The 22,593-nt window shown below is 67.6% G+C and carries 14 protein-coding genes; 1 reads left to right on the top strand and 13 read right to left on the bottom strand.

The genetic code is table 11. The features are described 5' to 3' along the window. Window positions 1–175: 175 nt before the first annotated feature. From xacR to cobN, 12 genes are all read right to left on the bottom strand, one after another. Window positions 176–931, bottom strand: a complete 756-nt coding sequence (xacR, locus tag AM590_RS17420) for an HTH-type transcriptional regulator XacR (protein ID WP_042663580.1) — start codon at window positions 929–931, stop codon at window positions 176–178. Window positions 932–1,652: 721 nt separating this feature from the next. Continuing rightward, window positions 1,653–3,608 (bottom strand): IucA/IucC family siderophore biosynthesis protein, encoded by a 1,956-nt coding sequence (locus tag AM590_RS17415; RefSeq protein ID WP_058828569.1) that lies wholly within the window; start codon window positions 3,606–3,608, stop codon window positions 1,653–1,655. Then, window positions 3,605–4,984, bottom strand: a complete 1,380-nt coding sequence (locus AM590_RS17410) for a lysine N(6)-hydroxylase/L-ornithine N(5)-oxygenase family protein (RefSeq protein WP_058828568.1) — start codon at window positions 4,982–4,984, stop codon at window positions 3,605–3,607. The genes AM590_RS17415 and AM590_RS17410 overlap by 4 nt, the downstream gene beginning before the upstream one ends. Beyond that, entirely contained in the window at window positions 4,981–5,619 is a 639-nt protein-coding gene (locus AM590_RS17405) for a GNAT family N-acetyltransferase (RefSeq protein WP_058828567.1), read from the bottom strand. Before AM590_RS17405 ends, AM590_RS17410 begins: the two co-directional genes overlap by 4 nt. Next, window positions 5,616–7,397 carry an IucA/IucC family siderophore biosynthesis protein gene (locus tag AM590_RS17400; protein ID WP_058828566.1) on the bottom strand — a complete coding sequence of 594 codons (1,782 nt, stop codon included), beginning with the start codon at window positions 7,395–7,397 and terminating at the stop codon, window positions 5,616–5,618. Before AM590_RS17400 ends, AM590_RS17405 begins: the two co-directional genes overlap by 4 nt. Next, complete coding sequence (locus AM590_RS17395) at window positions 7,394–8,950, bottom strand: aspartate aminotransferase family protein (protein ID WP_058828565.1); 1,557 nt, start codon at window positions 8,948–8,950, stop codon at window positions 7,394–7,396. The genes AM590_RS17400 and AM590_RS17395 overlap by 4 nt, the downstream gene beginning before the upstream one ends. Next, window positions 8,947–10,377 (bottom strand): diaminobutyrate--2-oxoglutarate transaminase, encoded by a 1,431-nt coding sequence (locus tag AM590_RS17390; protein WP_305728232.1) that lies wholly within the window; start codon window positions 10,375–10,377, stop codon window positions 8,947–8,949. The genes AM590_RS17395 and AM590_RS17390 overlap by 4 nt, the downstream gene beginning before the upstream one ends. Window positions 10,378–10,604: 227 nt before the next feature. Then, the gene (locus tag AM590_RS17385) at window positions 10,605–12,431 is read right to left on the bottom strand and encodes an IucA/IucC family siderophore biosynthesis protein (protein WP_058828563.1); all 1,827 of its coding nucleotides are present in this window, start codon (window positions 12,429–12,431) and stop codon (window positions 10,605–10,607) included. A 99-nt stretch (window positions 12,432–12,530) separates the two neighbouring features. Continuing rightward, window positions 12,531–13,730, bottom strand: coding sequence for an ABC transporter substrate-binding protein (locus tag AM590_RS17380; protein ID WP_058828562.1), 1,200 nt, complete (start codon window positions 13,728–13,730; stop codon window positions 12,531–12,533). Between the two features lie 75 nt (window positions 13,731–13,805). Next, window positions 13,806–14,630, bottom strand: coding sequence for a cobalt-precorrin-7 (C(5))-methyltransferase (locus tag AM590_RS17375; RefSeq protein WP_058828561.1), 825 nt, complete (start codon window positions 14,628–14,630; stop codon window positions 13,806–13,808). After that, window positions 14,623–15,303, bottom strand: a complete 681-nt coding sequence (locus tag AM590_RS17370; RefSeq protein WP_058828560.1) for a precorrin-8X methylmutase — start codon at window positions 15,301–15,303, stop codon at window positions 14,623–14,625. Before AM590_RS17370 ends, AM590_RS17375 begins: the two co-directional genes overlap by 8 nt. Continuing rightward, the gene (gene cobN, locus AM590_RS17365) at window positions 15,296–19,156 is read right to left on the bottom strand and encodes a cobaltochelatase subunit CobN (RefSeq protein WP_058828559.1); all 3,861 of its coding nucleotides are present in this window, start codon (window positions 19,154–19,156) and stop codon (window positions 15,296–15,298) included. Before cobN ends, AM590_RS17370 begins: the two co-directional genes overlap by 8 nt. A 44-nt stretch (window positions 19,157–19,200) precedes the next feature. Between cobN and AM590_RS17360 the strand changes: the two genes are divergently transcribed. Beyond that, window positions 19,201–21,318, top strand: coding sequence for a VWA domain-containing protein (locus tag AM590_RS17360; protein ID WP_058828558.1), 2,118 nt, complete (start codon window positions 19,201–19,203; stop codon window positions 21,316–21,318). A gap of 36 nt (window positions 21,319–21,354) precedes the next feature. Here the strand turns inward: AM590_RS17360 and AM590_RS17355 are convergent, their stop codons facing one another. Next, window positions 21,355–22,593 carry a PQQ-binding-like beta-propeller repeat protein gene (locus AM590_RS17355; protein ID WP_058828557.1) on the bottom strand — a complete coding sequence of 413 codons (1,239 nt, stop codon included), beginning with the start codon at window positions 22,591–22,593 and terminating at the stop codon, window positions 21,355–21,357.

The following is a 22,593-nucleotide window of genomic DNA, read 5'->3' as shown; positions in this document are numbered from 1 at the left end:
CCGCCCCAACATGATTCTCTATAACAGAACGAGACTCAACGGGTTATCGCAGCCTGAGTTACACGCATAGCTATGTAATCTTAAGCCGTAGTCACACGCCGAGAGCTGTGTTAACACGGTTCCACATAGAGAATTCGAGGGGCTCGCGGCCTGTTCCGAGATAGCAAACGGGGCGTCAGTAGTTGATGTTGAGTTCGACGACGTTCGCCGCGCTCAGGACGCGTTCGGGGAGCGACCCGTGGAGGTCTTCGTCGCTGACCCGGCTGGCGGGTGCCGAGACGCTGATGGCTCCGAGCACCTCGCCGGAGGACGATTTGATGGGTGCCGCGAGACAGCGCAGCCCTTCGAGACGCTCGCCGTCGTCGATGGCGTAGCCCCGCTCCCGGACCGCTTCGAGCACCTGAAACAGCTCCTGTCGCGTGCCGATGCTCTTCGGCGTCTTCTGTTCGAGACCGTGGCGTTCGATTATCTCGTCCACCCGGGACTCCGGGAGGTTCGCGAGAATCGCTTTCCCGAGGGCGGTCGTGTGCAGGTTCGTTCGGAGGCCCGCGTAGGTGTCGAGGTCGACGGCGTCGTCGCCTTTCGCCCGCATCAGGTAGACGCCCATCCCCTGTTCTTCGACGAGCAGGTTGGCGAGTTCACCAGTGTCGGCGGCGAGCGATTTGACCTCGGGTTCGGCGACCTGATACACCTCCATCGACTTCCGACTGTGACCGCCGACTTCGAGGAACTTCAGCCCGACGCGGTAGTCGTCGCCGTCCTTCAGGACGTATCCGTGTTTCTGGAGGGTCGTCAGGTGGTTGTGGACCGCGCTCTTTCCCATGTCGAGGTCGCTCGCCAACTCCGTGACCCCACAGGGACCTTTCTGCATCAACTCCTCGACGAGCGCCAGTGTCTTCTCGGTGGTTCGCACCGGATGTTTGGCGTCCATAGCTACTCGTTGTCAAGTATCTGAATAAGTGTTCTGGTCCGGAGAACGGTGACGCCGAGTCGCAGAAGGGCGTCCCGTTCGACTCGGAAAACCGCTTTCGATGGTTGATGCTGAGCGTAGCGCGAGAGTCAGCGGTGGGCGTTCATGAGTTGGACTTGTCACGGCGCCCGCCGCCGACTCGCGCGTACTGGTATGACTGACACGTCACACGGTCGGACCGCTCGCGCCGACCACGCGTAACCTCGTGCCGGTGCATGATAGTTCTTGGCATGGGTGTAGAGCTTGCCCGGCGGTCGTCTCCTCGGCGCGACCGGTTTGCCGTCTCGACCACGCATCGACGTTCACCCTGATTATCGACCGAACTCATGTATGTATGCTTTCATAGTTGCTATAAAATAGCCTACGTATCTCGATAGCTCGATTCCGTTTCACTCATCTCTGAATAATGGTTCTTGTCGCTGAAAACGGGTCTTACTGGATGTCTGGGACACAAGTGATCCTTCCAATAGTCTCGTCTATCCCTACTGCGAAAACGTGTCAAATATCTCGGTCCAAAATATACTTAATCTGTGATTTCGTCGATGAGTCCTCGGCCGCCCCGCGGGCGTCAGTCGTCGCCGGCCACGGCCCCCTCACACCGCTTCGAGCGAGTGAGCGCCGCCGGGCGGTCCGGTAGAACCACAGCGACGCGACGTCGAACAGGAACACTGCGACGAAGCGGTTAGTTGTCGTCGTACGATTGGTCGCTCCCGTCACCCCCTGTTCGCACCGCCGGTTCGAGGTCGAAAAGCGCGTTCGAGACGGTCCCGTGGGCCGTCACCGCCGGCGGCGCGTGGTCGTCGTCGTAACCGTACTCAACCAGTCGGTTCCGGTTCAGACAGAGCTTGTCGTACTCCGGTTTGAACAGGTCGAACAGCTCGAAGCGGTCTTCCAGTTCCGGGAACCGCTCGTGGTACCGCTCGATGCTCGCGCGGACCTGCCGCCACAGGCGAATCTCGTCGTAGCCCTCGCGGCGCTCCAGCAGGTCGGCCACGTAGCGCAGGACGCAGACGAACAGCGTGCCGACGATGTGCTGACACATTCCCTCCGGCGACTTCCGGTGGATGATATCGTCGTGTTCGTACAGGTCGTCGGGGAGCCTGTCGAGTTCCGGGAGGCGCGTCTCGCTGACCGCGATTTCGTCCACGTAGTCCTTTACCGCCAGCCGGGTCGGCCGACTGTCCCGCAGGACGAGCATCGTGTTCGTCCCGTGGGGCATGAACACCATCCCGTAGCGGTAGAGGTAGTGCAACAGCGGCGGTAGCAGCACGTCGAAGCAGTCGGCCAGCCACTCGTCGATAGAACAGCCGGCCCGCTCGGCGAGCTTGGAGACGACGGGCGTGCCGTCGGCGTCCTCGTGCATGAGCGCCGAAAGCGTGAGCACCTGCTCGTCGTCGTCGACGAGGGCCTCGACGCTCTCGCGCCACACCGCCCCGAGCAGTTCGTGATACTGGTACGGTGCGTCGTCCAGTTGCGAGAACTCGGGATGGTCGTAGTTGAGGCTCGCAATCTCGCCCGGCAGCACTAACTCGCAGTCGTCGCGGAGGAACGGGTCGTCGTCGCGAATCGACTGCACGTACTCCGTGACCCGCGGCGCGGCGCGCGCCTGCTCGCCGGGCAGTCCCCGATAGACGATGGTGTTCAGCACGCGAATCGGGACCTTGACGTGTGGCTTTTCGGGGTCCGAGAGGTTCGTCAGCGTCCGCACCGACTGCTGCGGGAGGTAGCTGTCGGGGCCGGTCCCCAGCGGGACGATGTCGCCGGCGGCGATGTCCTTGGCGAACAGTTGCGCGACGGTGTTTTCCCACTGCCACTCGTGGACCGGGAGGTAGTAGTAGTCGTCCGGGTCGTGGCCGCCGGCCCGGAGCGTCGCGTCGAACTCCGCCGCGGCCCCGCCGAGTTGCTGGGCCATCAGCGACTCGTACCGCAGGCCCTCGACGCTCCGGAAGTCGGCGCGATCGCGGCGCGCGGCGACCCAAACGAGCGACTGCGGCGTCTTGCGTTCGGGCGCGTACGCCCGGTAGTCGTCGTAGCCAAAGCCGATGCGGCCCTTGCTGATGGTGAACCACGGGTGGCCCTCCATCTCGCCTTCGACCGCGGCGTACGGCATGTCCAGCAGGCTCTCGTCCGAATCCGCCTTTCGGGCGTCGATGTGGGCGTCGGCGACCAGCGTGTTGTTGTACTCCCGAACGAGGTGACTCGCCGTCTCGGGGGCCACGCCGAGCGACTCCCGCGCGTCGAGGAGGAACTGGACGGGGTCGGTCGCGGGCCGCCAGCCATCGGCGTCTCCGCCTCTCTCCGACTTCTCGCCGGCGTCTCCGCTCTCTGTCTCGCCACTATCGCCGTCTGCCCGTCGCTCGATGCTGTCGGGGTCGACACGATAGCTGTCGAACGGTTGCGATTGGGCCGCGAACCGGTAGGAAACGCCGTCGTACTCGAGGCGGTACCGGATCCACTCGCCGTCGGAACCGCGCGCTTCGGGGTCGAGCAGTTCCTCGTACAGGAACTCCTCGAACAGCTTCGTGAGCAGGTCGTGGCTCACGTTCGTCCACCGGTCCGCGTCGAGCGCGGTCCGGAGCGTCTCCAGTCCGTCTATCCGTCCTGTCCGTCCGTTCGTCCGCAGTTCTGGTCCGTTCATTCGTCTTCCTCCGCCGTCGATGCCGCCGCGGTCGCGCCGCCGGTCGTTTCGAGGAACCGCTCGACGGCGAAGTCCTGAAACACGGTGTCCTCGTCTTCGGGGTAGACCGTTCGGTCGCAGAGTCGGTTCACGATGTGCGCGTTGCGATAACAGCCGAGGCCGAGGTCGGGCGCGCCGACCCCGTGGGTGTGGCGCTCGGCGTTCTGGACGAAGATGCGCCCCGTCACGTCGTCGTCGAGGCGCAGTCGGTAGTCGTCGGTGACGCGGTAGCGACCCCTGTCGTCCCACTCGATGCGCGATTCGAGCGACGAGAGGAAACTCGGCGTCGGACGGTGGTAGCCCGTCCCGAGGACGACGACCTCGCTCTCGTGGGCGAACGGCGTCTCGGACTGCCACTGCTCGCAGTCGAGACGGTAGCGCGGCCCGCCGGGACCGGACACCCGCTCGATGCCCTCCACCGAGGTCATGGCGAACAGCCCCACGTCGGGGTCGCGGTCGCCGATGGAGCGACGGTAGAGTGCATCGTATATCTCGGCGCTGGTGTTCACGTCGATGCCCTTGTACAGCAGGTCCTGTTCGGGGTACACCTCGTCACGGGTCTCTTGCGGGAGGTCGTTGAAGTACGACGTGTACTCCGGCGTGAAGTGCTGGAGTCCGAGCTTCGAGTACTCCATCGGGAAGAAGCCCTCCGAGCGCGTGAGCCAGTCGAGCCGGTAATCCGCGTCGGCCTGCGCCTCCAAGAGGTCCAAGAACACCTCCGCGGCGCTCTGGCCCGACCCGACGACGGTTATCGAGTCGGCGTCGAGACACCGCTCTTTTCGGCTCCGATACGCCGCGGTGTGGAACACGTCCCGCTCGGGGTGCCCGCCCAGATTTTCGGGGACGTGCGGTCGGCTTCCGACGCCGAACACCACGTCTTCGCCCCGGTAACGGTGCTCCTCGCCGCTTTCGGGGTGGCGGGCGGTCACCTCGAAGTAGCCGGCGTCGGCGTCGGACCACTCGATGTTCGTCACCCGGCGTTCGAACCGGCAGGCGTCGAGTCGCCGGCTGACCCAGCGCAGGTAGTCGTTGTACTCCCGCCGGGGAATCTGGAACGTCTCGTAGAAGTAAAACTCGTAGATGCGGCCGGTCTCCCGCAGGTAGTTGAGGTAGCTGTGGGGACTCGTCGGGTCGGCCAGCGTCACGAGGTCCGCGAGGAACGGCACTTCGAGGGTCGTCCCCTCGATGAGCATCCCCTCGTGCCACGCGAACTCGGCGTCCTGTTCGAGGAACACCGCGTCCACGTCGTCGGGCGCGTCGTCGAGCATGGCGGCCAGTCCGAGGTTGAACGGCCCGAGGCCGACGCCGACCACGTCGTGGACGGGCGTCTCGCTCATCGGCCCACCTCCGTCTCCCCGCCGAAAAACCGCTCGCGCTCGCAGTGCATCAACAGCGCTTCCTTGTCGGGGAGGTCGATTCGTTCCTGCGGTTCGTAACCGCACCGCTCGAAGACGCGGATAGCGATTTCGTTGCGAACGTCCGGTTCGCTGACGACCCGCTCGGCGTCAGTTGCGCGGAACTGAAACGCGGTAATCGCCCGCAGGAGCGGCGCGGCGTAGCCGTGCCCGAGGTACTCCGGCGGCCCGATGAGCAGGTGGACGCCGCGGTCTTCCGGCTCCGCGCCGTAGCGCTCGCCGACCACGTCGTCGGCCGCGCGGTACGTCTCCCAGTAGCTCATCGGCGTGTGGTCCAGCAGGCCGACGTAGGGCGTGAGATGGTCGTCGTCGAGTTTTTCGTTGAGCTTCGCCCGAAACGCCGCCTCCGGCAGGTCGAGTTGCCAGTACGGCTTGACGTGGTCGGAGCCGAACCACGCGCAGAGCCGGTCGAAATCGAGGGCCGGGTCGACCTCGGCGAACGCCACGGTCCGGTCGATGCGCTCGTTTCGAACCCGATACGCGTACTCGCGGGCCGCGCCCGCTCGCGTCGTCGCGGTCGCGGTCGTAGTCGCCGGGTCGGCGTTCGAACCGGTCATGGCGTCGGCACCTCCAGTTCCGTGACCAGCGGGTTGTCGATATCGGCGTACACCGACTGGTTCGCCAGCGAGCCCTCCAGTTCGTCCATGTCGTGGAACCGCGTGAGCAGGTTCGCCTTGCAGGGAATCGTCTCTTTCGTGAGGAGGTCGTCGAGGAGCGACGACGACGGTCGGTCGTACCGGCGAAGCGATTCGAGTTCCTCGCGGAGGACGCCCAAGAGGCGTCGCTCGTCGACCAGCCCGGCCGTGCCGAAGGCGTTGACGAGGCCGAGGGCGTTGTTGATGATGACGTAGTACCGGATGCGTTCGTCGGCGACGGCGTCCGGACAGACGGTGTCGGCGCGCTCGCCGATGCCGGGCAGGAGCGCGTCCACCTCGTCGTACATCGACTCGGGGAGGTAGTAGCCCTGATTGTCGCGGTAGTGGAACGTCTCGGGATAGCCGCCGTCGAGCGTCAGGACGCTGTTCTGCTGGTGGGCTTCGACGCCCAGCCCGCGTTCGAGATAGAGCCACAGCACCGGCCGGACCGACAGTTCGAGGTACTGACGGAACCAGTCTTCCGCCACCGCGTCGGTCGGTCGCCCCTCGTGGTCGGCGATTCCCTCGACGAGCGTCGCCAGCCGCGACGACCCGTCGCCGAGGTGGTCCTGACAGAGACCGACCACGGGCGTCGCGTTCGTCGCCGCGTTGCCGCGGAAGGGGTTCTCGCGGAGGACGGTTTCGAAGCCGGATTCGCCGTCGTCGAGGTCGACCGTCAGGTACGCCGGGTCGCGGACGATGTCGAACGCCGGGAACCGCTCTTCGAGGTCGTCGCCGAGTTCGGTATTCAGCAGTTCGGTGATGGCGACGCCGCGCTCCAGTTCGGGGAGTTTGTTCGTCCGCTCGGAGTTGGTGATTTTGACGTTCAGCGACCCCTTGACCATGAACGGCGCGTCCGGCGAGTACAGCGTCCGCACCGAGGAGGTCGGGTAGAACTCTCGGCCGACCTGGCCGACGTATTCGAGGCCGTCGCCGAGGTGCGTCTGCACTTCGGGTTGCGCGCGGAGGTAGTCCGCTTGCCACGGGTGGACGGGAATCAGCACCCTCTCGCTATCGACGTGTTCGGCGACGAACGACTCGGGGACCGACTCGTCCGCCCGGAGCGCCGACGCGACCCACTCGGCCGCCGAGTCGTCGCGCGCGGAGTCCTGCGAGACGAGCGAGGGGTCGGCGCTGAAGTACGCCAGCGGGAACGACCCGCGGAGTTCGGGCGCGTAGGTCCGCGACTCGTGGTCGGGGATGCCCTGCCTGCTTTTGGGCGTCGGGTGGAGCGGGTGGCCGAAGACGAGCGACTGCTCCGCGTCGCGGAAGGTGGTGTCGAAGCCGTACAGTCGCTCCTCGTCGCCGCGGCGCCCCTCGACGAACCGTTCGATATTCTGACAGCTCTTGACGACGCGAAGGAGCAGTTCGTCGGCCGCGCCGGTGTCGTCGCGGTCGAGTCTGAGTTCGGTCGTGACGAGCGTCACGAGCATCGTGTACTCGAGCGGGAGCGTCTCGCCCCGGGGAAGTCGGTAGACGCCGGGCAGGTCGAACAGGTGTCGGTCCGTCGGCGACCGGTACGAAAGCGGGACGTAGAGGTCCACGCCCTGATGGAACAGCGGCGCGTGGACGACTTCGCCGGCGTCCGTCTCGACCGGTGCGTCCCCGGCGGGGACGACGGTGTAGTCGCCGGTCTCCCGGAGGTAGCAGTTCAGGAAGCTGTGTATCGTCGCTGACTCGGCTGTGTTGTTCGGATTCATGCGTATCGGTCGTCGGTCGTCGTTTCGAGTGCGGTGCCGCGGGTCGAAATCTCGCGCAGGAGTTCTCGGAGGTCCTCGCGCGTCGTTCGGGGGTTCAGGAGCGTTAGCTTCAGGCACGTCTCGCCGTCGACGGTGGTCCGGGCCACCACGGCCTCGCCGTCGTCGAGGAGGGAGTCGCGGATGGCCTCGTTCAGGTCGGCGACGCGCCGTTCGCCTGCCGTGTCGCCGGTCCGCCCGGTCTCAGGGACGTACCGAAAGACGACGACGTTCAGGTCGGAGTCGTGGACGAGTCGGAGGTCGGGGTCGGCCTCGACGAGCCTCGCGGCGTCGTCGGCGAGGTCGATGGTGTACTCGACCATCGACGCCAGTCCCTCGCGGCCGAGCGCCTGCATCGTGACGAAGGGTTTGAGCGCGTCGAACCGCCGGGTCGTCTGGACGGACTTCGAGACGAGGTTCGGAACGCCCGCGTCGTCGTCGCGTTCCGGGTTCAGGTAGGCCGCGTTGCGGTCGATGAGGTCGTACGCCGACTCGTCGCGGACGAGCACCGCGCCGCAGCTAATCGGCTGGTAGAACAGTTTGTGGAAGTCGACCGCGACGGAGTCCGCGGCCTCGATACCGGCGAGTTTGTCGGCGTGGTCGTCGCTCAGGGCGAGCGCGCCGCCCCACGCGGCATCGACGTGGTACCAGCAGTCGAGTTCGGCCGCGCGGTCGGCCAGCGGGCCGAGCGGGTCGATGCTCCCGAAGTCCGTCGTCCCGGCGGTCGCGACGATTGCGAACGGGCGTTTTCCGCGCTCCCGGAGGTCCGAGACCGCCTCGTCGAACGCTTCCATCGACAGGCAGCGGTCGTCGTCGGTCGAGACGGTGACGACGGCGTTCTCGCCGAGACCGAGGTGCGACGCGGCCTGTTTGGCGGTGAAATGGGCGTCAGCCGAACAGAGGATGCGCAGGTCTCTCGCCTCCGGTGGGAGGCCGGCCTGTTGTACGTCGACGCCGTACTCCTCCAGGAGGACCCTGTTGCGCGCGAGGAGCAGGCCGACGAAGTTCGACTGCGTGCCGCCGCTTGTGAACACGCCGTCGCCGTTTTCGTAGCCGAACAGGTCGCACAACTCGTCGACGAATTGCCGTTCGAGTTGTGTCGCGGCGGGGCTCTGGTCCCACGAGTCCATCGACTGGTTCGTCGCCGTCAGGAGCACCTCGGCCGCGAGCGCGGGAATCGTCGGCGGACACTGGAGGTGTGCGACGCAGGTCGGGTCCGACACGCCGACCGAGTTCCGCAGAACCGGCTCGGTACGGCCGAGCGCCGCGACCAGGCCGTCGCCCTCGTGGGGAAGCATCTCGAACCGGGCGAGCGCGTCGTCGAGTTCCTCGGGTTTCGCCCCCGAGTACGGCGTCGCCTCGTCGGCGAACTCGTCGAGAACGAGATCGCACGCCCGCCGAATCGCGTCCCGGTAGCGCGCTCGGTCGTCGTCGTCGCCGCTCAGAAACCACTTCGCGGCGTCCGGTCGCGGGTCGTGGCGCTCGCCGTCGGCCTCGACGCCGCCGACGCCGTTCATGCGGCGACCTCCCGGCGGCCGTCAGCGTCGACCTCCTCGATTGCGGCCTCCACGGCGTCCGCGAAGATGCTCCCGATGGCGTCCACGTCGTTCGGAGTGACGACGAGCGGCGGGAGGAACCGGACGACGCTCCCGTGGCGGCCGCCGAGTTCGACGATGAGCCCGCGGTCGAAACACGCCGCGCGGACGGCGTCGGCGAGGTCCGGATGCGCCGGGAAGCGCCCGCAGGCGTCGGGCTCCCCCGCTGGGTCGACGAGTTCGACGCCGAGCATCAGCCCGCGACCGCGCACGTCACCGACGGCGTCGTGAGCGCGCTTCGCCGCGTCGAGGTGGCCGCGGAGTCGGTCGCCCATGCGCGCGGCGTGGCCGTCGAGGTCGTGTTCGAGCACGTGTTCGATGGTGGCGATGCCGGCGGCCATCGCGAGTTGGTTCCCGCGGAAGGTCCCGGCGTGTGCGCCCGGCTCCCAGACGTCGAGCGACTCGTCGTAGACGACGACCGAAAGCGGGAGCGACCCACCGATTGCCTTCGAGAGCGTGACTGCGTCGGGGACGATGTCGGCGTGTTCGAAGGCGTACAGCTCGCCGGTCCGGCCGAGTCCGGTCTGAATCTCGTCTACGACGAGCGGGATGTCGCGCTCGCGGGTCACCCGCCGAATCTCGCGGGTCCAGTCGTCGGGCGCGGGAATCGCGCCGCCCTCGCCTTGGACGAGTTCGACCACCATCCCGGCGGGGTCCGTGATGCCGCTTTCGGGGTCGTCGAGGGTGCGCTCGACGTACCGGGCGGCGAGTTCGTGGCACTCCTCGCCGCCGACGCCGAACGGACACCGATACTCGTACGGATACGGGAGGTGGTGTACGTCGGGCATCAGTCCCGGCACGTCCTCCTTCGGGTCGGTGTCGCCCATCAGGCTCAGCGCGCCGTTGGTCATGCCGTGGTAGCCGCCCTGAAACCCGAGGACGCTCCGGTTGCCTGTCGCCGTCTTGACGAGCTTGAGCGCGGCCTCGACGGCGTCGGTCCCGGCGGGGCTACAGAACTGCACCCGCGCGTTGTCGGCGAGCTCGTCGGGGAGGCTGTCGAACAGCGTGTCGACGAACCGCTCTTTGACGGGCGTCGTGATGTCGAGGGTGTGGAGCGGGCGGTCCTCGGCGAGGACGCGCTCCATCGCCTCGACCACCTTCGGGTGGTTGTGTCCGAGTGCGAGCGTGCCGGCCCCCGCGAGGCAGTCGTAGTACTCCTCGCCGTCCATGTCGGTGACGGTGACACCCGAGGCCTCCCGTATCGCGTGCGGGAGGTGTCGGGGGTAGGTCCGCGCGCTCGACTCGCGGGCGGCCTGCTGTTCGAGCAACGCCTCGTTGCCGGTCGTCGGGTCGGTCATCGCGCTGTCCTCCGCCGATTCGTCGTCGGTCTGTCGCTGTCGAGCATACAGTTTTAGGCTAGCCTAAAAATACAAAAAGTTTACTGCAGGCACACCTTGTGTGAATAATAAATCGGCAGCGCGGCCGCTACTCGGTCGCCGCGGAGCGTCCGCGACGACCCGCCTTCCGCCGCTTTCGGCGGTTTTCTCCGCCCGAACGCCCACCCACGCGCCGGCCGCGTTGGGTCGAGTCGAGTTTTGGGCTTCGCGTCGGCCGCTCGCGTCGCCGCCGCGTCAGCTCACCGCTCCCCGTCGAACTCCGTCACCAGCGGATTGTCGACCTCGACGAAGAGCGGCGCGTCGTCGAGGGAGTCGTCCAGTTCGTCGATGTCGTGGAACCGCGTCAGGAGGTTCGACTGGCGCGTCAGCGTCGGCTCGAAGAGCAGCCGGTCGAGGAGCGACGACCCCGGCGCGTCGATCTCGCGGAGCGATTCGAGTTCCTCGCGGAGCGCCGCGAGCAGTCGCCGTTCATCGACCAGTCCGCTCCGGCCGAGTGCGCTGACGACGCCGAGCGCGTTGTTGAGAATCGTCCAGTATATCATGCGCTGGTCCCCGATGTCGTCGCCGCAGACGGTGTCCGTCCGCTCGCCGACGCCGGGGAGGAACTCGTCGAGTCGGGCGTACCGCGATTCGGGGAAGTAGTAGCCCTGATTGTCGCGGTAGCGGAACCCTGCTGGGTAGCCATCTTCCAGCAGGACGACGCTGTTCTGCTGGTGGGCCTCGACGCCGAAGCCGTACCGGAGGTAGAGCCACAGCACCGGTCGGAGCCCGACCGAGAGGTACCGCCGAAACCACGACTCGGCGACCGCGCCCGGCGACCGCCCCTCGCGCTCCGCGAGCGTCTCGACGATAGTCCCGAGTCGGGAGCGACCCTCGCCGATGGGGTTCTGACAGAGTGCGACCACGGGCGTCGCGTTCGTCGCCGCGTCGCCGCGGAAGGGGTTCTCGCGGAGGACGGTCTCGAAGCCGGACTCGCCGTCGCCGAGATCGACGGTGACGTAGGCCGGGTCGTCCACGAGACCGAACTCGGGGAACTCGGCGTCGATAACGTCGCGAAGGCCGGCGTCGAGCAGTTCGCTGACGGCGACGCCGCGGACCAGTTCGTGGCGCTTGTTGACCCGCGCCGAATTGGTGATTTTGACGTTCAGGGAGCCCTTGACCATGAACGGCGCGTCCGGTGAGTACAGCGTCCGCACCGAGGAGGTCGGGTAGAACTCCCGGCCGACCTCGCCGAGGGATTCGATGCCGTCGCCGAGGCGCGCTCGAACCGCCGGCTGTTCGAGGAGGTAGTCAGCCTGCCACGGGTGGACCGGGACGAGTCCGTCGTCGGTATTGTCATCGAGGTGTTCGGCGACGAACGACTCGGGGACCGACTCGTCCGCCCTGAGCGCGTCGGCTATCCACGCCGGGGCGCTCCGGTCGAGCGTCGAGTCGTGGTCGAGGAGGCCGGGTTCGACCCGGAAGTAGTGGAGCTGGAACGACCCGCGTAGCTCCGGGGCGAACCGCGGTTCGTCGTGCGGCGCGATGCCCTGCCTGCTCTTGGGTGTCGGGTGTCTGTGGTGGCCGAAGACGAGCGACTGCTCGGCGTCGCGGAACGTCGTCTCGAAGCCGTACAGCCGCGCTTCGTCGCCGCGGCGGGCCTCGACCGCGCGGGCGGTGTTCCGACAACTCTCGACGACCCGGAGGAGCAGTTCGTCCACCGCGCCCGGTGCGTCGCGAGCGAGCGATAGCTCTTCGAGGAGCAATCGCGCAAGCCGGAGGTAGTCGAGGCCGAGGACCCGACCGTCCGGGAGGACGGAGACGCCGGGCCCGCCGAACAGGTGTCGGTCCCCGGCGGAATAGTACGAAAGCGGCACGAACACCTCGATACTCTGCTCCGGAAGGGAGAGTCGAAATCCCTTCCCACAGTCCGTTTCAAGCGGTGTCTCGGCCGCGTCGACGACCTCGTGACCGCCGATTTCGTGGAGGTAGCAGTTGAGGAAACTGTGCAACGTCGCTGACGCGGCGCGGTCATCCGGGGCCGCGTCGGCCGCCGGTGTCCGTCCGGTATCTCGGCTGGTTGCCATGGTTTTAGGCTAGCCTAAAAATATATAAGAATTCTGGCGGAACGTGCCGCTCGACGGTGGGGCGAAACGGGAAAAGCGGGGCCGCGAAGCGGGACCGAACTACAGGTTGCCGTTGACGATGTCGCTGACGCGCTGGGCGTCGAACAGGCGCTCGTCGGCGTCGTACAGGGTCTGTGCGAGGCGGTCCGTCACGACAAGGTTCGTGATGGGGCCCTGGTAGAGCGCGCCGGCGCGGTAGACGTCGTCGTTCTGGACGGCGGTGAGTTCGCTCGCCACTTCGTGGTTCTCCATGAACGAGATGACCGTGTTCTGGAACTCCTCGCGGTTTTTGGCTTCCTGTCCGCGCAGGAGGAGCACTTCGGGATCGACCTCGAGGAGCGTCTCGAAGTCGACCGCGCCGCGGTTGCTGTAGAAGTCCTTCACGTCGGTTGTCGCGAGCGCGTCGTTGACCTTCAGGTCGTTGAGGTGCTTGAAGCTCGTCCCCTCGTCGATGATGTAGGGGTAGAACTCCTCGGGCTCGTCGCCGCCGCCCCAGACGACGGCGGCCGAGGGCCGTTCGCCCTGCGCGGGGACGACCGGCGCGAGGTTCGCCTGGAACTCCTCGTGGACCTGTTCGAACGCCTCGAAGCGGTCCTCGCGCTGGAACACCTGTGCGAGCTTCTCGAACGCCTCGTAGAGGGTGTAGTAGCGGTAGTCCTCGTGCCACTCGTAGCCGCGCGAGAAGCTGCTGTTACCGAAGAACGGGCCGATTTGCGTACTGATCTCTTCGATATCGCCCTCGCTCCACTGGCCGCGGTTCAGGAGGAAGTTCGGGTCGGCGACGTGCACGTCCACGTTCATGTCGTAGAACTGCTCTTTGCCGACGCCGCTGTCGCCCCACAGCTGACGGATGGACGACTTGTCGACGCTCACGTCAGGAATCTCGTCGTAGTACTGCGTGTGGTACCGGCCGGGGAGCCAGACGCCTATCGGCGCGTCGAGGCCGAGCGCGATGCCCATGTCGGCCCAACTGCCGTTGTTCGCGATCCACGTCTCCGGGACCGAGTCGAACGTGACCTCGCCGACCGGCTCTATCGACACCGAGTAGGACTCCGACGCCTCGGTCGTCGTCTCGGTTTCCGTCTCTGCCGCCGTCTCGGTCGCCGTCGCCGTGGTCGTCTCGGCCTCGGACTCTGTCGTCGTCTCCGACCCGCCGCTGCCGGTACAACCCGCGAGCAGCCCGCCCGCGACGACCGCGCCGCCGTACTGCAGGTACTCACGCCGCGTCGATTCTCGACCGCTGTGTCCGTCGTTTGCCATGTCTTTTAGGCTTACCTAAACAGTTAAAACGCCTTCGAAATTTAGGCGAGCCTAACTACCGCCGTGCGAGGTGGCTCAGTCGGTCACCTCGACGGGCGCTCTGACGGCGAGGACCGAGAGGTCCGAGTACGGCGTCGAATCGGGGCCGCTCCCGCCGGCCGAGTCGCGCAGGTCACCGAGCGTCGTTCGGGTGATTCGCTCGTCGTCGTGGGTCAGGCGTTCGAGCACGAGGGCGTCCAGCGACTCGTCCGCACCCGAGTCGAGGAGGAACTCGGCGATGTCGCCCGGCATCCAGTCGAACGGTCGCGGTAGGACGAGCAGGTGGCGCTCGCCGACCGCCTCGGCCAGTCGGTCGAGGTCGGCGTCGAGCGACCCGCTTTTGTGGAGCGTGACGAACCGCGTGTCCTCCATTGGCGTCCGGGCGCGACTCGCGGCTATCTGGAGCGACGAGATGCCCGGAATCACTCGTACCGGTCGCTCGACGGCCCGCTGGACCTTCCCGAGGAACTGGTAGCCCGAGTGGTTCGGGTCGCCCATGAGGACCGCCGTCCCACGCTCGCCGGCCGCGACGCGCCGCCCGAACTCGGCCAGCGCGTCAGCCTCGTCGGCGTAGCCGCAGGTGAACAGGTCGGCGTCGGTCTCGTCGGCCACGAAGTCGACGACCGTCTCGAAGCCGACGACTACGTCGGCCTCCCGAATCGCCCGCCGTCCGCGAGGTGTCAGGTACTCCGGGTTGCCGGGGCCGACACCAACTGCGTAGACCGGTGCGTCGGTGGCCTCGGTACCGTCGGCGGCCCCAGTGCCCCCGTCGATTCCGTCGATGCTCGGTTCGGGCGCGGCCGCGGCGAACGTCGCCGGGTCCGGCCCCGAATCGAGGTCGTACGGGTCGTCCTCACTCATGGTCCGCGAGGTCCTCGTCGCCGTTGCGAACGTCGCTCGCGACGTGAATCAACTCGTTCGTGAGCGCGGCCGCGAGACCGCTCCCACCCCGCTTTCCGACGTTCGTCACCGCGGGCACGTCGTACTCGTCGGCGATTTCACGGACGCGTTTTCGGCTCTCTTCTGCCTTGACGAAGCCGACGGGCGTCGCGACGACGGCGGCCGGTCGGGTCCCGTTTTCGATGCAGTCGCAGAGCGCCAACGCGGCGGTCGGCGCGTTGCCGACGACCGCGATTGCGCCGTCGTAGACGCTCTCCTTGTCGAGTTCGAGTACCGCGGCCGCGGTCCGGGTCATGCCCGTCTCGGCGGCGAGTTCGGCTCCGTTGCCGATTGCCTTCCGCACCGGGCAGTCGTGGCCGCGGCCGGTGATGCCGGCTTTCGCCATCGTGATGTCGGTCACGATGGGCCGCTCGTCGAGGACGGCCCTCGCGCCCGCGACGACCGGGTCGTTCTGACAGCGAAGGAGGTGCTGGAACTCGATATCGCCGGTCGAGTGGACCGCCTTCTGTCGGAGTCGGTCGTTCAGCGTCTCGTCGGGGACGAACGTCCGGACGATGTCCATGCTCGTCTCCGCGATGTCCATCGCGTCCCGGGTCGTCGCGCCGAGGTCGGCGTAGGCGTCTCGTTCAGTCATCGGATTGGGTCTGCGTCATCGCGTTCGTCGTGTTCGCTTCGAGGTCGCCTTCGACGGAGAGGTTGATGTCCTGCAGTCGCTCTCGCACGTCGCCGTCGGCGTCCCACAGGTCGCGGTCGATGGCTTCGAGGAACGTCGCGGTGATACTTTCGAGCGCCCACGGGTTCACGTCGCGCATCCATTCCTGTCGGTCCTCGTCGAAGGCGTAGGCGTCGGCAAGACTCTCCCAGAGGGTGTCGCTGACGACGCCCGTCGTCGCGTCCCAGCCGAGCGCGACATCGACCGTGGTCGAGAGGTCGCCCGCGCCCTTGTAGCCGTGTTCCTCCATGCTGTCGAGCCAGTCGGGGTTGAGGACGCGTGCTCGCATCGCCTTGCGGACCTTCTCCTCGTTCGTGTAGACGTTGACGTTGTCTGGGTCGCTGGAGTCGCCGACGTACGAGGCCGGGTCGCTCCCCGAAATCTCGCCGACGGCGGAGACGAACCCGCCGTGGAAGGCGTACCAGTCGGAGGAGTCGAACTCGTCCTGTTCGGCGGTGTCCTCGATTTTCACCGTGGCTTCGACCCCGCTCAAGCGGCGCTCGAAGGCGTCGTGAGCTTCGGTCACCTTGCCGCGACTCCCGAGGGCGTAGCCGCCCCACTGGACGAACACGTCCGCGAGGTCGCTTCGGTCGTCCCACTCGCCCTCGTCGACGGCCTTGTTCGTCCCCGCGCCGTAGCCGCCGGGCGTCGTCGTGAACACGCGGTGTTTGGCCAGTTTCTCCGCCTCGTCGGCATCGACGCCCTCCGATTCGAACTCGGCGGCGTCCTCCTCGACGTGCTTTTTCACGTAGTTCAGCTCGTGGGGTTCGTCGAGTTCGACGACCGCGTCGACGGCGTCGTTGACGACGCTCGCGGCCTGCGGGAACGCGTCGCGGAACAGCCCCGAGACGCGGGTTGTCACGTCGATTCGGGGACGATCGAGTTCCTCTAGTGGAATCGGCTCCACGTCGTCGGCGCGGCCCGCGTCGGTCCACACCGGTTCGACGCCCATGAACGCGAGCACCTGCGCGATGGTCTCGCCGCGGGTCCGGACCGTCGGCGTCCCCCACGCGACGACCCCGAACTCCTCGGGGTACTCGCCGTGGTCGTCGTAGTGGCGGTCAAGGACGCCTTCAGCGACACGCTCGCCGACGCTCCACGCCGGCTTGGCCGGGACTTTCCGCGGGTCGAGCGTGTAGAAGTTCCGTCCGGTCGGAAGCAGGTCCACCCCGCCGCGGGTCGGTGCGCCGGAGCCGCCGGGGCGGACGTACTCGCCGTCGAGGGCGTCGGCGGTCTGCGGAATCTCGTCTTCGGCGGCCGCAATTCGCGGGGCCGCCTCGTCGCAGATGAACGCGAGCACTTCACGGAGGTCGTCGTGCGCGCCGCGTTTGGCTCGCGCGTCGCCGAGTTGGTCGATATCGACGACGAGCAGGTTCATGTTCACCTCGTCGTCGGGGCCGGCGTCGACCTCTGACTCGGGCACGTCGAAATCGTGTTCGGCGAGTGCCGACACAAGTTCGACGCACTGGTCGTAGACACGGTCTGCGGCCTCCGAGAGGTACATCCCGAGGTCGTCGTCGTACGTCCCCGGCTCGTCTCGCATCCGGTCGTAGTCGACGCCCATGACGCCCGCGACGCTCTCGCGGAGGCTCGGCGTGTCGGCGTTCGGGAGGCGGGTGAGCGCGACGAGGTACTCCACGAGCCGGTCGCTTTCGGGCGGTTCGCCCATCGTGTGGAGGCCCATCCGAATCTGCGTCGTCTTCACGTCGGTCAGGTACTCGTGGACGCGCTCGACGAGTTCGTCGAACTCGACGGCTTCGGTGCCGCCATCGGCATCCGCGTCACCGGTTGCGTCGCCGATTGCGTCGGTGTCTTCGAATCCGAGTTCGACCGCGAGGTCGAGGTCGTCGATTGCGTCAACGAGGAGTTCGCGGAGCTGGTCGCCGCGTTCGGGACGGGCCTCGTCCATGCCCGCCTCGCGGTATTCGCGGGCGAGTTCTTCGAGGTCCGCGAGGTCGTCGTACGTCCCCGCGGTGCGCATGACCGGCGTGAGGTAGTCCACGATGGCCGCGTACGACCGGCGCTTGGCCTGCGTCCCCTCGCCGGGGTTGTTGATGATGTACGGGTAGACGTTCGGGAGGTCAGAGACTAGTTGGTCCGGCGCGCTCTCGCCGTTCAGGCCGACGGTCTTGCCAGGGAGCCATTCGAGGCTGCCGTGGGTGCCGAGGTGGACCACGGCGTCGGCTTCGAACGCCTCGCGGAGCCACGCGTAGAACGCCACGTAGTCGTGCGGCGGTTGGAGGTCCGAATCGTGGTACACCTTCGAGGGGTCCATCCCGAACCCGCGCGGGGGCTGGACGGTCACGAGGACGTTCTCGAACTCGACGCCCGGAATCGCAAAGGGTCGCTCGGGCGGGTCGCCCCACTCCTCGACGATGTTGTCGCGGAAGCGGTCGTCGGCGTCGGCGAACCAGTCGGCGTACTGGTCGGGAGACACCACGTCGACGCTCAGGTCCCGCACGTCCTCGGGGGCGACCCAGCGGTCGTCGAGGGTCAACTGCGAGGTGAGGTCGTCGATGAGCGCCTGTCCGTCCGCGGGGAGGTCGCCGACGGCGTAGCCCCGACTCCGGAGTTCGGAGAGGAGGTTAACCGTGCTCTCTGGGCTGTCCATCCCGAAGGCCGTCCCGATGCCGTCGTCGCTCGGCGGGTAGTTATGGAGGACGACTGCGACGTTCTTCTCGTCGTTCGGCAGGTGGCGAAGCCGCGCCCAGTTGACCGCGAGCCGGGCGACGTGGTCGACGCGGTCATCGATGGGGAAGTGCTGCTTCGGGGCGCTCCCGACGCCGGCTTCGTCTTCCATCCGCTCTTTCCCGCTTATGGGATGGGTGATGACGTTGCCGTCGAACTCCGGGAGTGCGACCGACAGCGCGAGTTCGAAGCCCATCACGCCCGTGTCGCTCGATTCGTATCGGCTTCGAGAGCGCATGGTCGTGATTGCCTGCAACACGGGAACGCCGAGTTCGCTGAGGAACACGTCTTCTGCGTCCGCGCCCTCGTCGTCGGCGTCGCGGCCGCGCTCGCTCATCGACAGCGAGAACATGAAGGAGCTGACGACGGCGTCTACGACGGGACCGTCGTCGTCGGAGAACCAGTTCCGCGCGACCCATTCGGCGTTCTCCTGTCCCTCCTCGTCGGTCGCGGGGTTGCAGAACGCCGGCAGGACGTTCGCGCCGACCGATTCCAGTCGCTCCACGAGCGCGTCCACGTACCGGGTGTTCGCGTGTGTCCAGTGGGACTCGTAGAACCAGACGCCGATGGTCGGCTTGTCGGGGTCGTGCGTATCGAGCAGTTCGTCGTACTCGACGCCGGGGTAGTCGGGGTGGTAGACGCCCTCGGTCGGGAGTTCGACCGGGTCGTCGACCTCGGTCTCGACGCCGGCGTACTCGGCGGCGAGGAACCGACAGAGGTTCTCGACGTTCACCGCGCCGCCGCGGTCGAGGTACTCGCAGACGCGCCCGCGGTCCGCGTCGGCGACGGTCGTGTCCCGCCGCGCGAAGGCGTCGCCGGTGGCTTTGACGACGAGCGGCACGCCGGCCGCTTCGAGTCGCTCGACCGCGTGGTCGTAGCCGGGCATGCTGTCTTCGGCCCCGTGGAGCCAGAAAACGGCCGCCGTCGCCGACTCCAACTCGTCGACGAAGGCGTCCGCGTCGGTCACGTCGTCCAAGTCGCTCGCGGAGCGAACGACGAGGTCGATTCCGTCGAGTCGGCGCGCGGCCCGCTGGACCGCGCCCAACTCGTTTTCGGTCGCTGTGTACAGTCCGATTGTCGGTGTCATTGATAAAGTGTTATTGTCTTACTGCAACTACGATTTCGTATTCGATGACGACTCAGACGCTTCCGTTCTCGGCTATCGTCGGGCAAGACGAACTGAAACGGGCGTTGTTGGCCGTCGGAGCCAACGACGACCTCGACGGACTCCTCGTTCGCGGCGAGAAGGGAACCGCGAAGTCGACCGCGGTCCGCGCCCTCGCCAATCTCCTGCCCGAACAGGAAGTCGTCGCTGGCTGTCCGTACGGCTGTCCGCCGGACCCGGACGACCCGGCCCGCCAGTGCGACTCGTGTCGCACCCGCGAGGACCCCGCGGTCGAGCGCCGGTCGGTCCCGCTCGTGACGCTCCCGCTCGGCGCGACTCGCGACCGGGTCGCGGGCACGCTCTCGGTCGCCGACGCGCTCGACGGTGAGGCGTCGTTCGACCCCGGGCTCTTGGCCCGCGCGAACCGCGGCATCCTCTACGTGGACGAGGTGAACCTCCTCGACGACCACCTCGTCGACCTGCTTTTGGACGCGGCCGCGAGCGGCGTCAACCGCGTCGAGCGCGACGGGGTGAGCGTCGAACACCCCGCCGAGTTCACCCTCGTCGGGACGATGAATCCCGAGGAGGGCGACCTCCGCCCCCAACTCCGCGACCGCTTCGCCCTCCAGGCGACCGTCGTCGGGAGCCGCGACATCGACGACCGCGTGGAGATTATCGACCGGGCGCTGGCGGGTAGCGACGACCCGGAGACGGTCGACGACGCCCACCGCGAGGAGACCGCGGCACTCGAAACCGTGCTTCGCGAGGCGACTGACCGCCTCGACTCGGTCGCGCTCCCGGTCGAGTTCAAGCGCGACATCGCCGAACTCTGCGTCGACGCCGGCGTCGAGGGCCACCGTGCCGACATCGCCATCGCCCGCGCGGCCCGCACCCTCGCGGCGCTCGACGGCCGGACGAAAGTCCTCGAAGGCGACGTGCGCGAGGCGGCCGCGCTCGCGCTCCCCCACCGACTGCAGAGTCGCCCGTTCGACGACGACCCGGACGTCGACGACGTGCTCGACGACCACTTCGACGAGGAGGCGGACCGGGACGACGACGGCGACGGTCAAGGTGGAGATGGCGGAAACGGTGAAGACGGCGAAGAACGCGGCGAGGAAGCCGGTTCCGACGCCGACGAGGACGACGACGCCGCGGGAGAGGCCCCCGACGCCGATACCGGGGATGACGATACCGACGGCGACGACCGAGGTGGAGAAGTCGGCGGAGCCGACGGGAGCGGAACCGAAGACGGTGATTCGGAAGACAGCACTCCCGAAGATGGCGATACCGACGATTCGGATGCCCCCGACGACTCCGGAGGCGACGACCCCGACGAAGCAACGCCGCTCCTGCCCGGACAGAATCGGGCCGCCATCGGCGACGCCGAGCGACCGCCGGTCGAGGACTCGTCCCTCGACGCGGAGACGCCCGGTGACGGGAGCCGTGCCGCAGTTCGGGAGTCGCGGCAGGGACGAGGCTCGCGGGTGCGGACCGAACCGGCGACCGAGACCGACGACATCGACGTTCCCGCCTCGGTCCGGGCCGCGGCCTCGGCCGGGCGCTCCCACGTCACCCGGTCGGACCTTAGAACCGCAGTCGCCCGCGGATCGGCCGAGACGCTCGTCGTGTTCGTCGTGGACGCGAGCGCGTCGATGCGCGCCGCCATGCGGCGGGCAAAGGGAACCGTGCTGTCGCTCCTCGAAGACGCCTACGAACAGCGCGACGAGGTCGCCTTCGTCGCGGTCGCGGGCGACGACGCCGAGGTGTTGCTCCCGCCGACCGACAGCGTGACGCTGGCGGCGCGGCACCTGAAGGAACTCCCGACGGGCGACAGGACGCCGCTTCCCTCGGGACTTGACGCCGCCAGTCGGGTCATCGACCGCTCGGATGCCGACGCCACGCTCGTCGTCGTCGTGACCGACGGCCGGGCCAACGTCGCGGACGGCAGCCCGACCGGACAGACTCGGTCGGCGGCGCGGAATCTCGCCACCACAGACACCTCGGTCGTCGTCGTCGACGCCGGCGACGACGGTATCGGCGTGACCGACATCCTCGTCTCCGAGACGGGCGCGCGGCGCATCCCGCTGTCCGACCTGTCGGCCGAGCGTGTCGCCGAAGCCGCGCGCTCCGTGGACGGGCAGTAGTCGGGGGTCGGTCGTCTCTTTTCGCATGGTGTGCTCCTATCGAATCGGTCGCGTGTGGAGTCGGTACGCCCCGCGAGTGACGCCCTCGTCGTGGTACTCGACTGGTTCTTCGACCACCGTGAGGATGCCTCCACCCGCGGCGATGGCGGTCGGGATGCCGGGGAGTCCCATCGTTTCGACGTGCCCCGCGTCGGGGGCGAAAACGTGGACGCCGTGGCGCTCGGCCTCTCGGTCCCGGAAGTGCTGGGCGGACGGCACGAACACCCGCGAGTCGGTAGTGACAGCCGCCCGTGCGAATCCGCCGGTATCGCGGGTCCACAGGCGGTCACCCCCGTCGACCGAGACGCCGACCGCGGTGTGTTCGTCGGGGTGTCGCGCGTTCGGGTCGCGGGTCGACTCGGCGAACGTGTTCCCCGTGACGAAGACGGCGGTCCCGTCGGCGACGCAGACGTGGTTCGGATAGGCGTAGACGGTCTCGTCGCCGACGCGGCGCTCGGTCGCGAGGTCGAGTTGCCACCGCGTCTCCCCGTCGAAATCGAGGAGATAGCCGCGTTTGTCGCCGTGGCTGGCGACGGCCAGCGCGTCGCCCGCGAAGGCCACGTCGCCGACGCGTCGGTCCCCGTCGGTGTCGGGGTCCCACGACGCGACCCGCGCTCCGGAGTGAGCGTCGAGGAGAACGAGGCCGTCCTGTTCGGGATTCGGACAGCGGTTGTACGCGACGGCGACGCGGTCCCCTTCGGCGGCGACCGCGATGGGCGACGCGTGGACGCGTCTGCGCCACGCGAGTCGGCCATCCCGGTCGAACCCGAGGACGACGCTCCGCCAGCATCGCTCCTCGCCGTCCCGCTCGTAGCGCCGGGCGGCGACGACCACTCTGTCGCCCGTCACCGCGAGGTCGACGACGTACGGCCGGAAGAACAGCGAGTCCTTCGTTGCCGTGCCCACGTCGTCGGCCGTCGCGTACGTCCAGCGGGCGACGCCTGTCTCGGCGTCGAGGACGCGAACCAGCCCGTCGCCGCCGCGCTCGCCGACGACGAGGAAGTCGTCGGTGGCGGTCATCGACACCACGGAGTGCTCGCCGCGCGCCTGCCAACGTTCGCCGGCGTGGGGTGCGGAATCGGCAGCAGCCTCCAGCGCGATGACGCGACTGTCCGCGGTCCCGACGAAGACGGCGTCGTCGGTCGCTTCGACCGCGGAGCGAGCCCAGTTGTGGCGGCTGCTCGCGGGCTCGACTTCCCCGAGATCGCGGCGGGCCGTGAGTGGGGACGGTGCCAT

Source organism: Haloferax sp. Q22, assembly GCF_001482285.1.
In the GTDB taxonomy this organism is placed as follows: domain Archaea; phylum Halobacteriota; class Halobacteria; order Halobacteriales; family Haloferacaceae; genus Haloferax.
The sequence above is the reverse complement of the archived record's forward strand: the minus strand, read 5'-3'. Positions and strand labels throughout refer to the sequence as shown.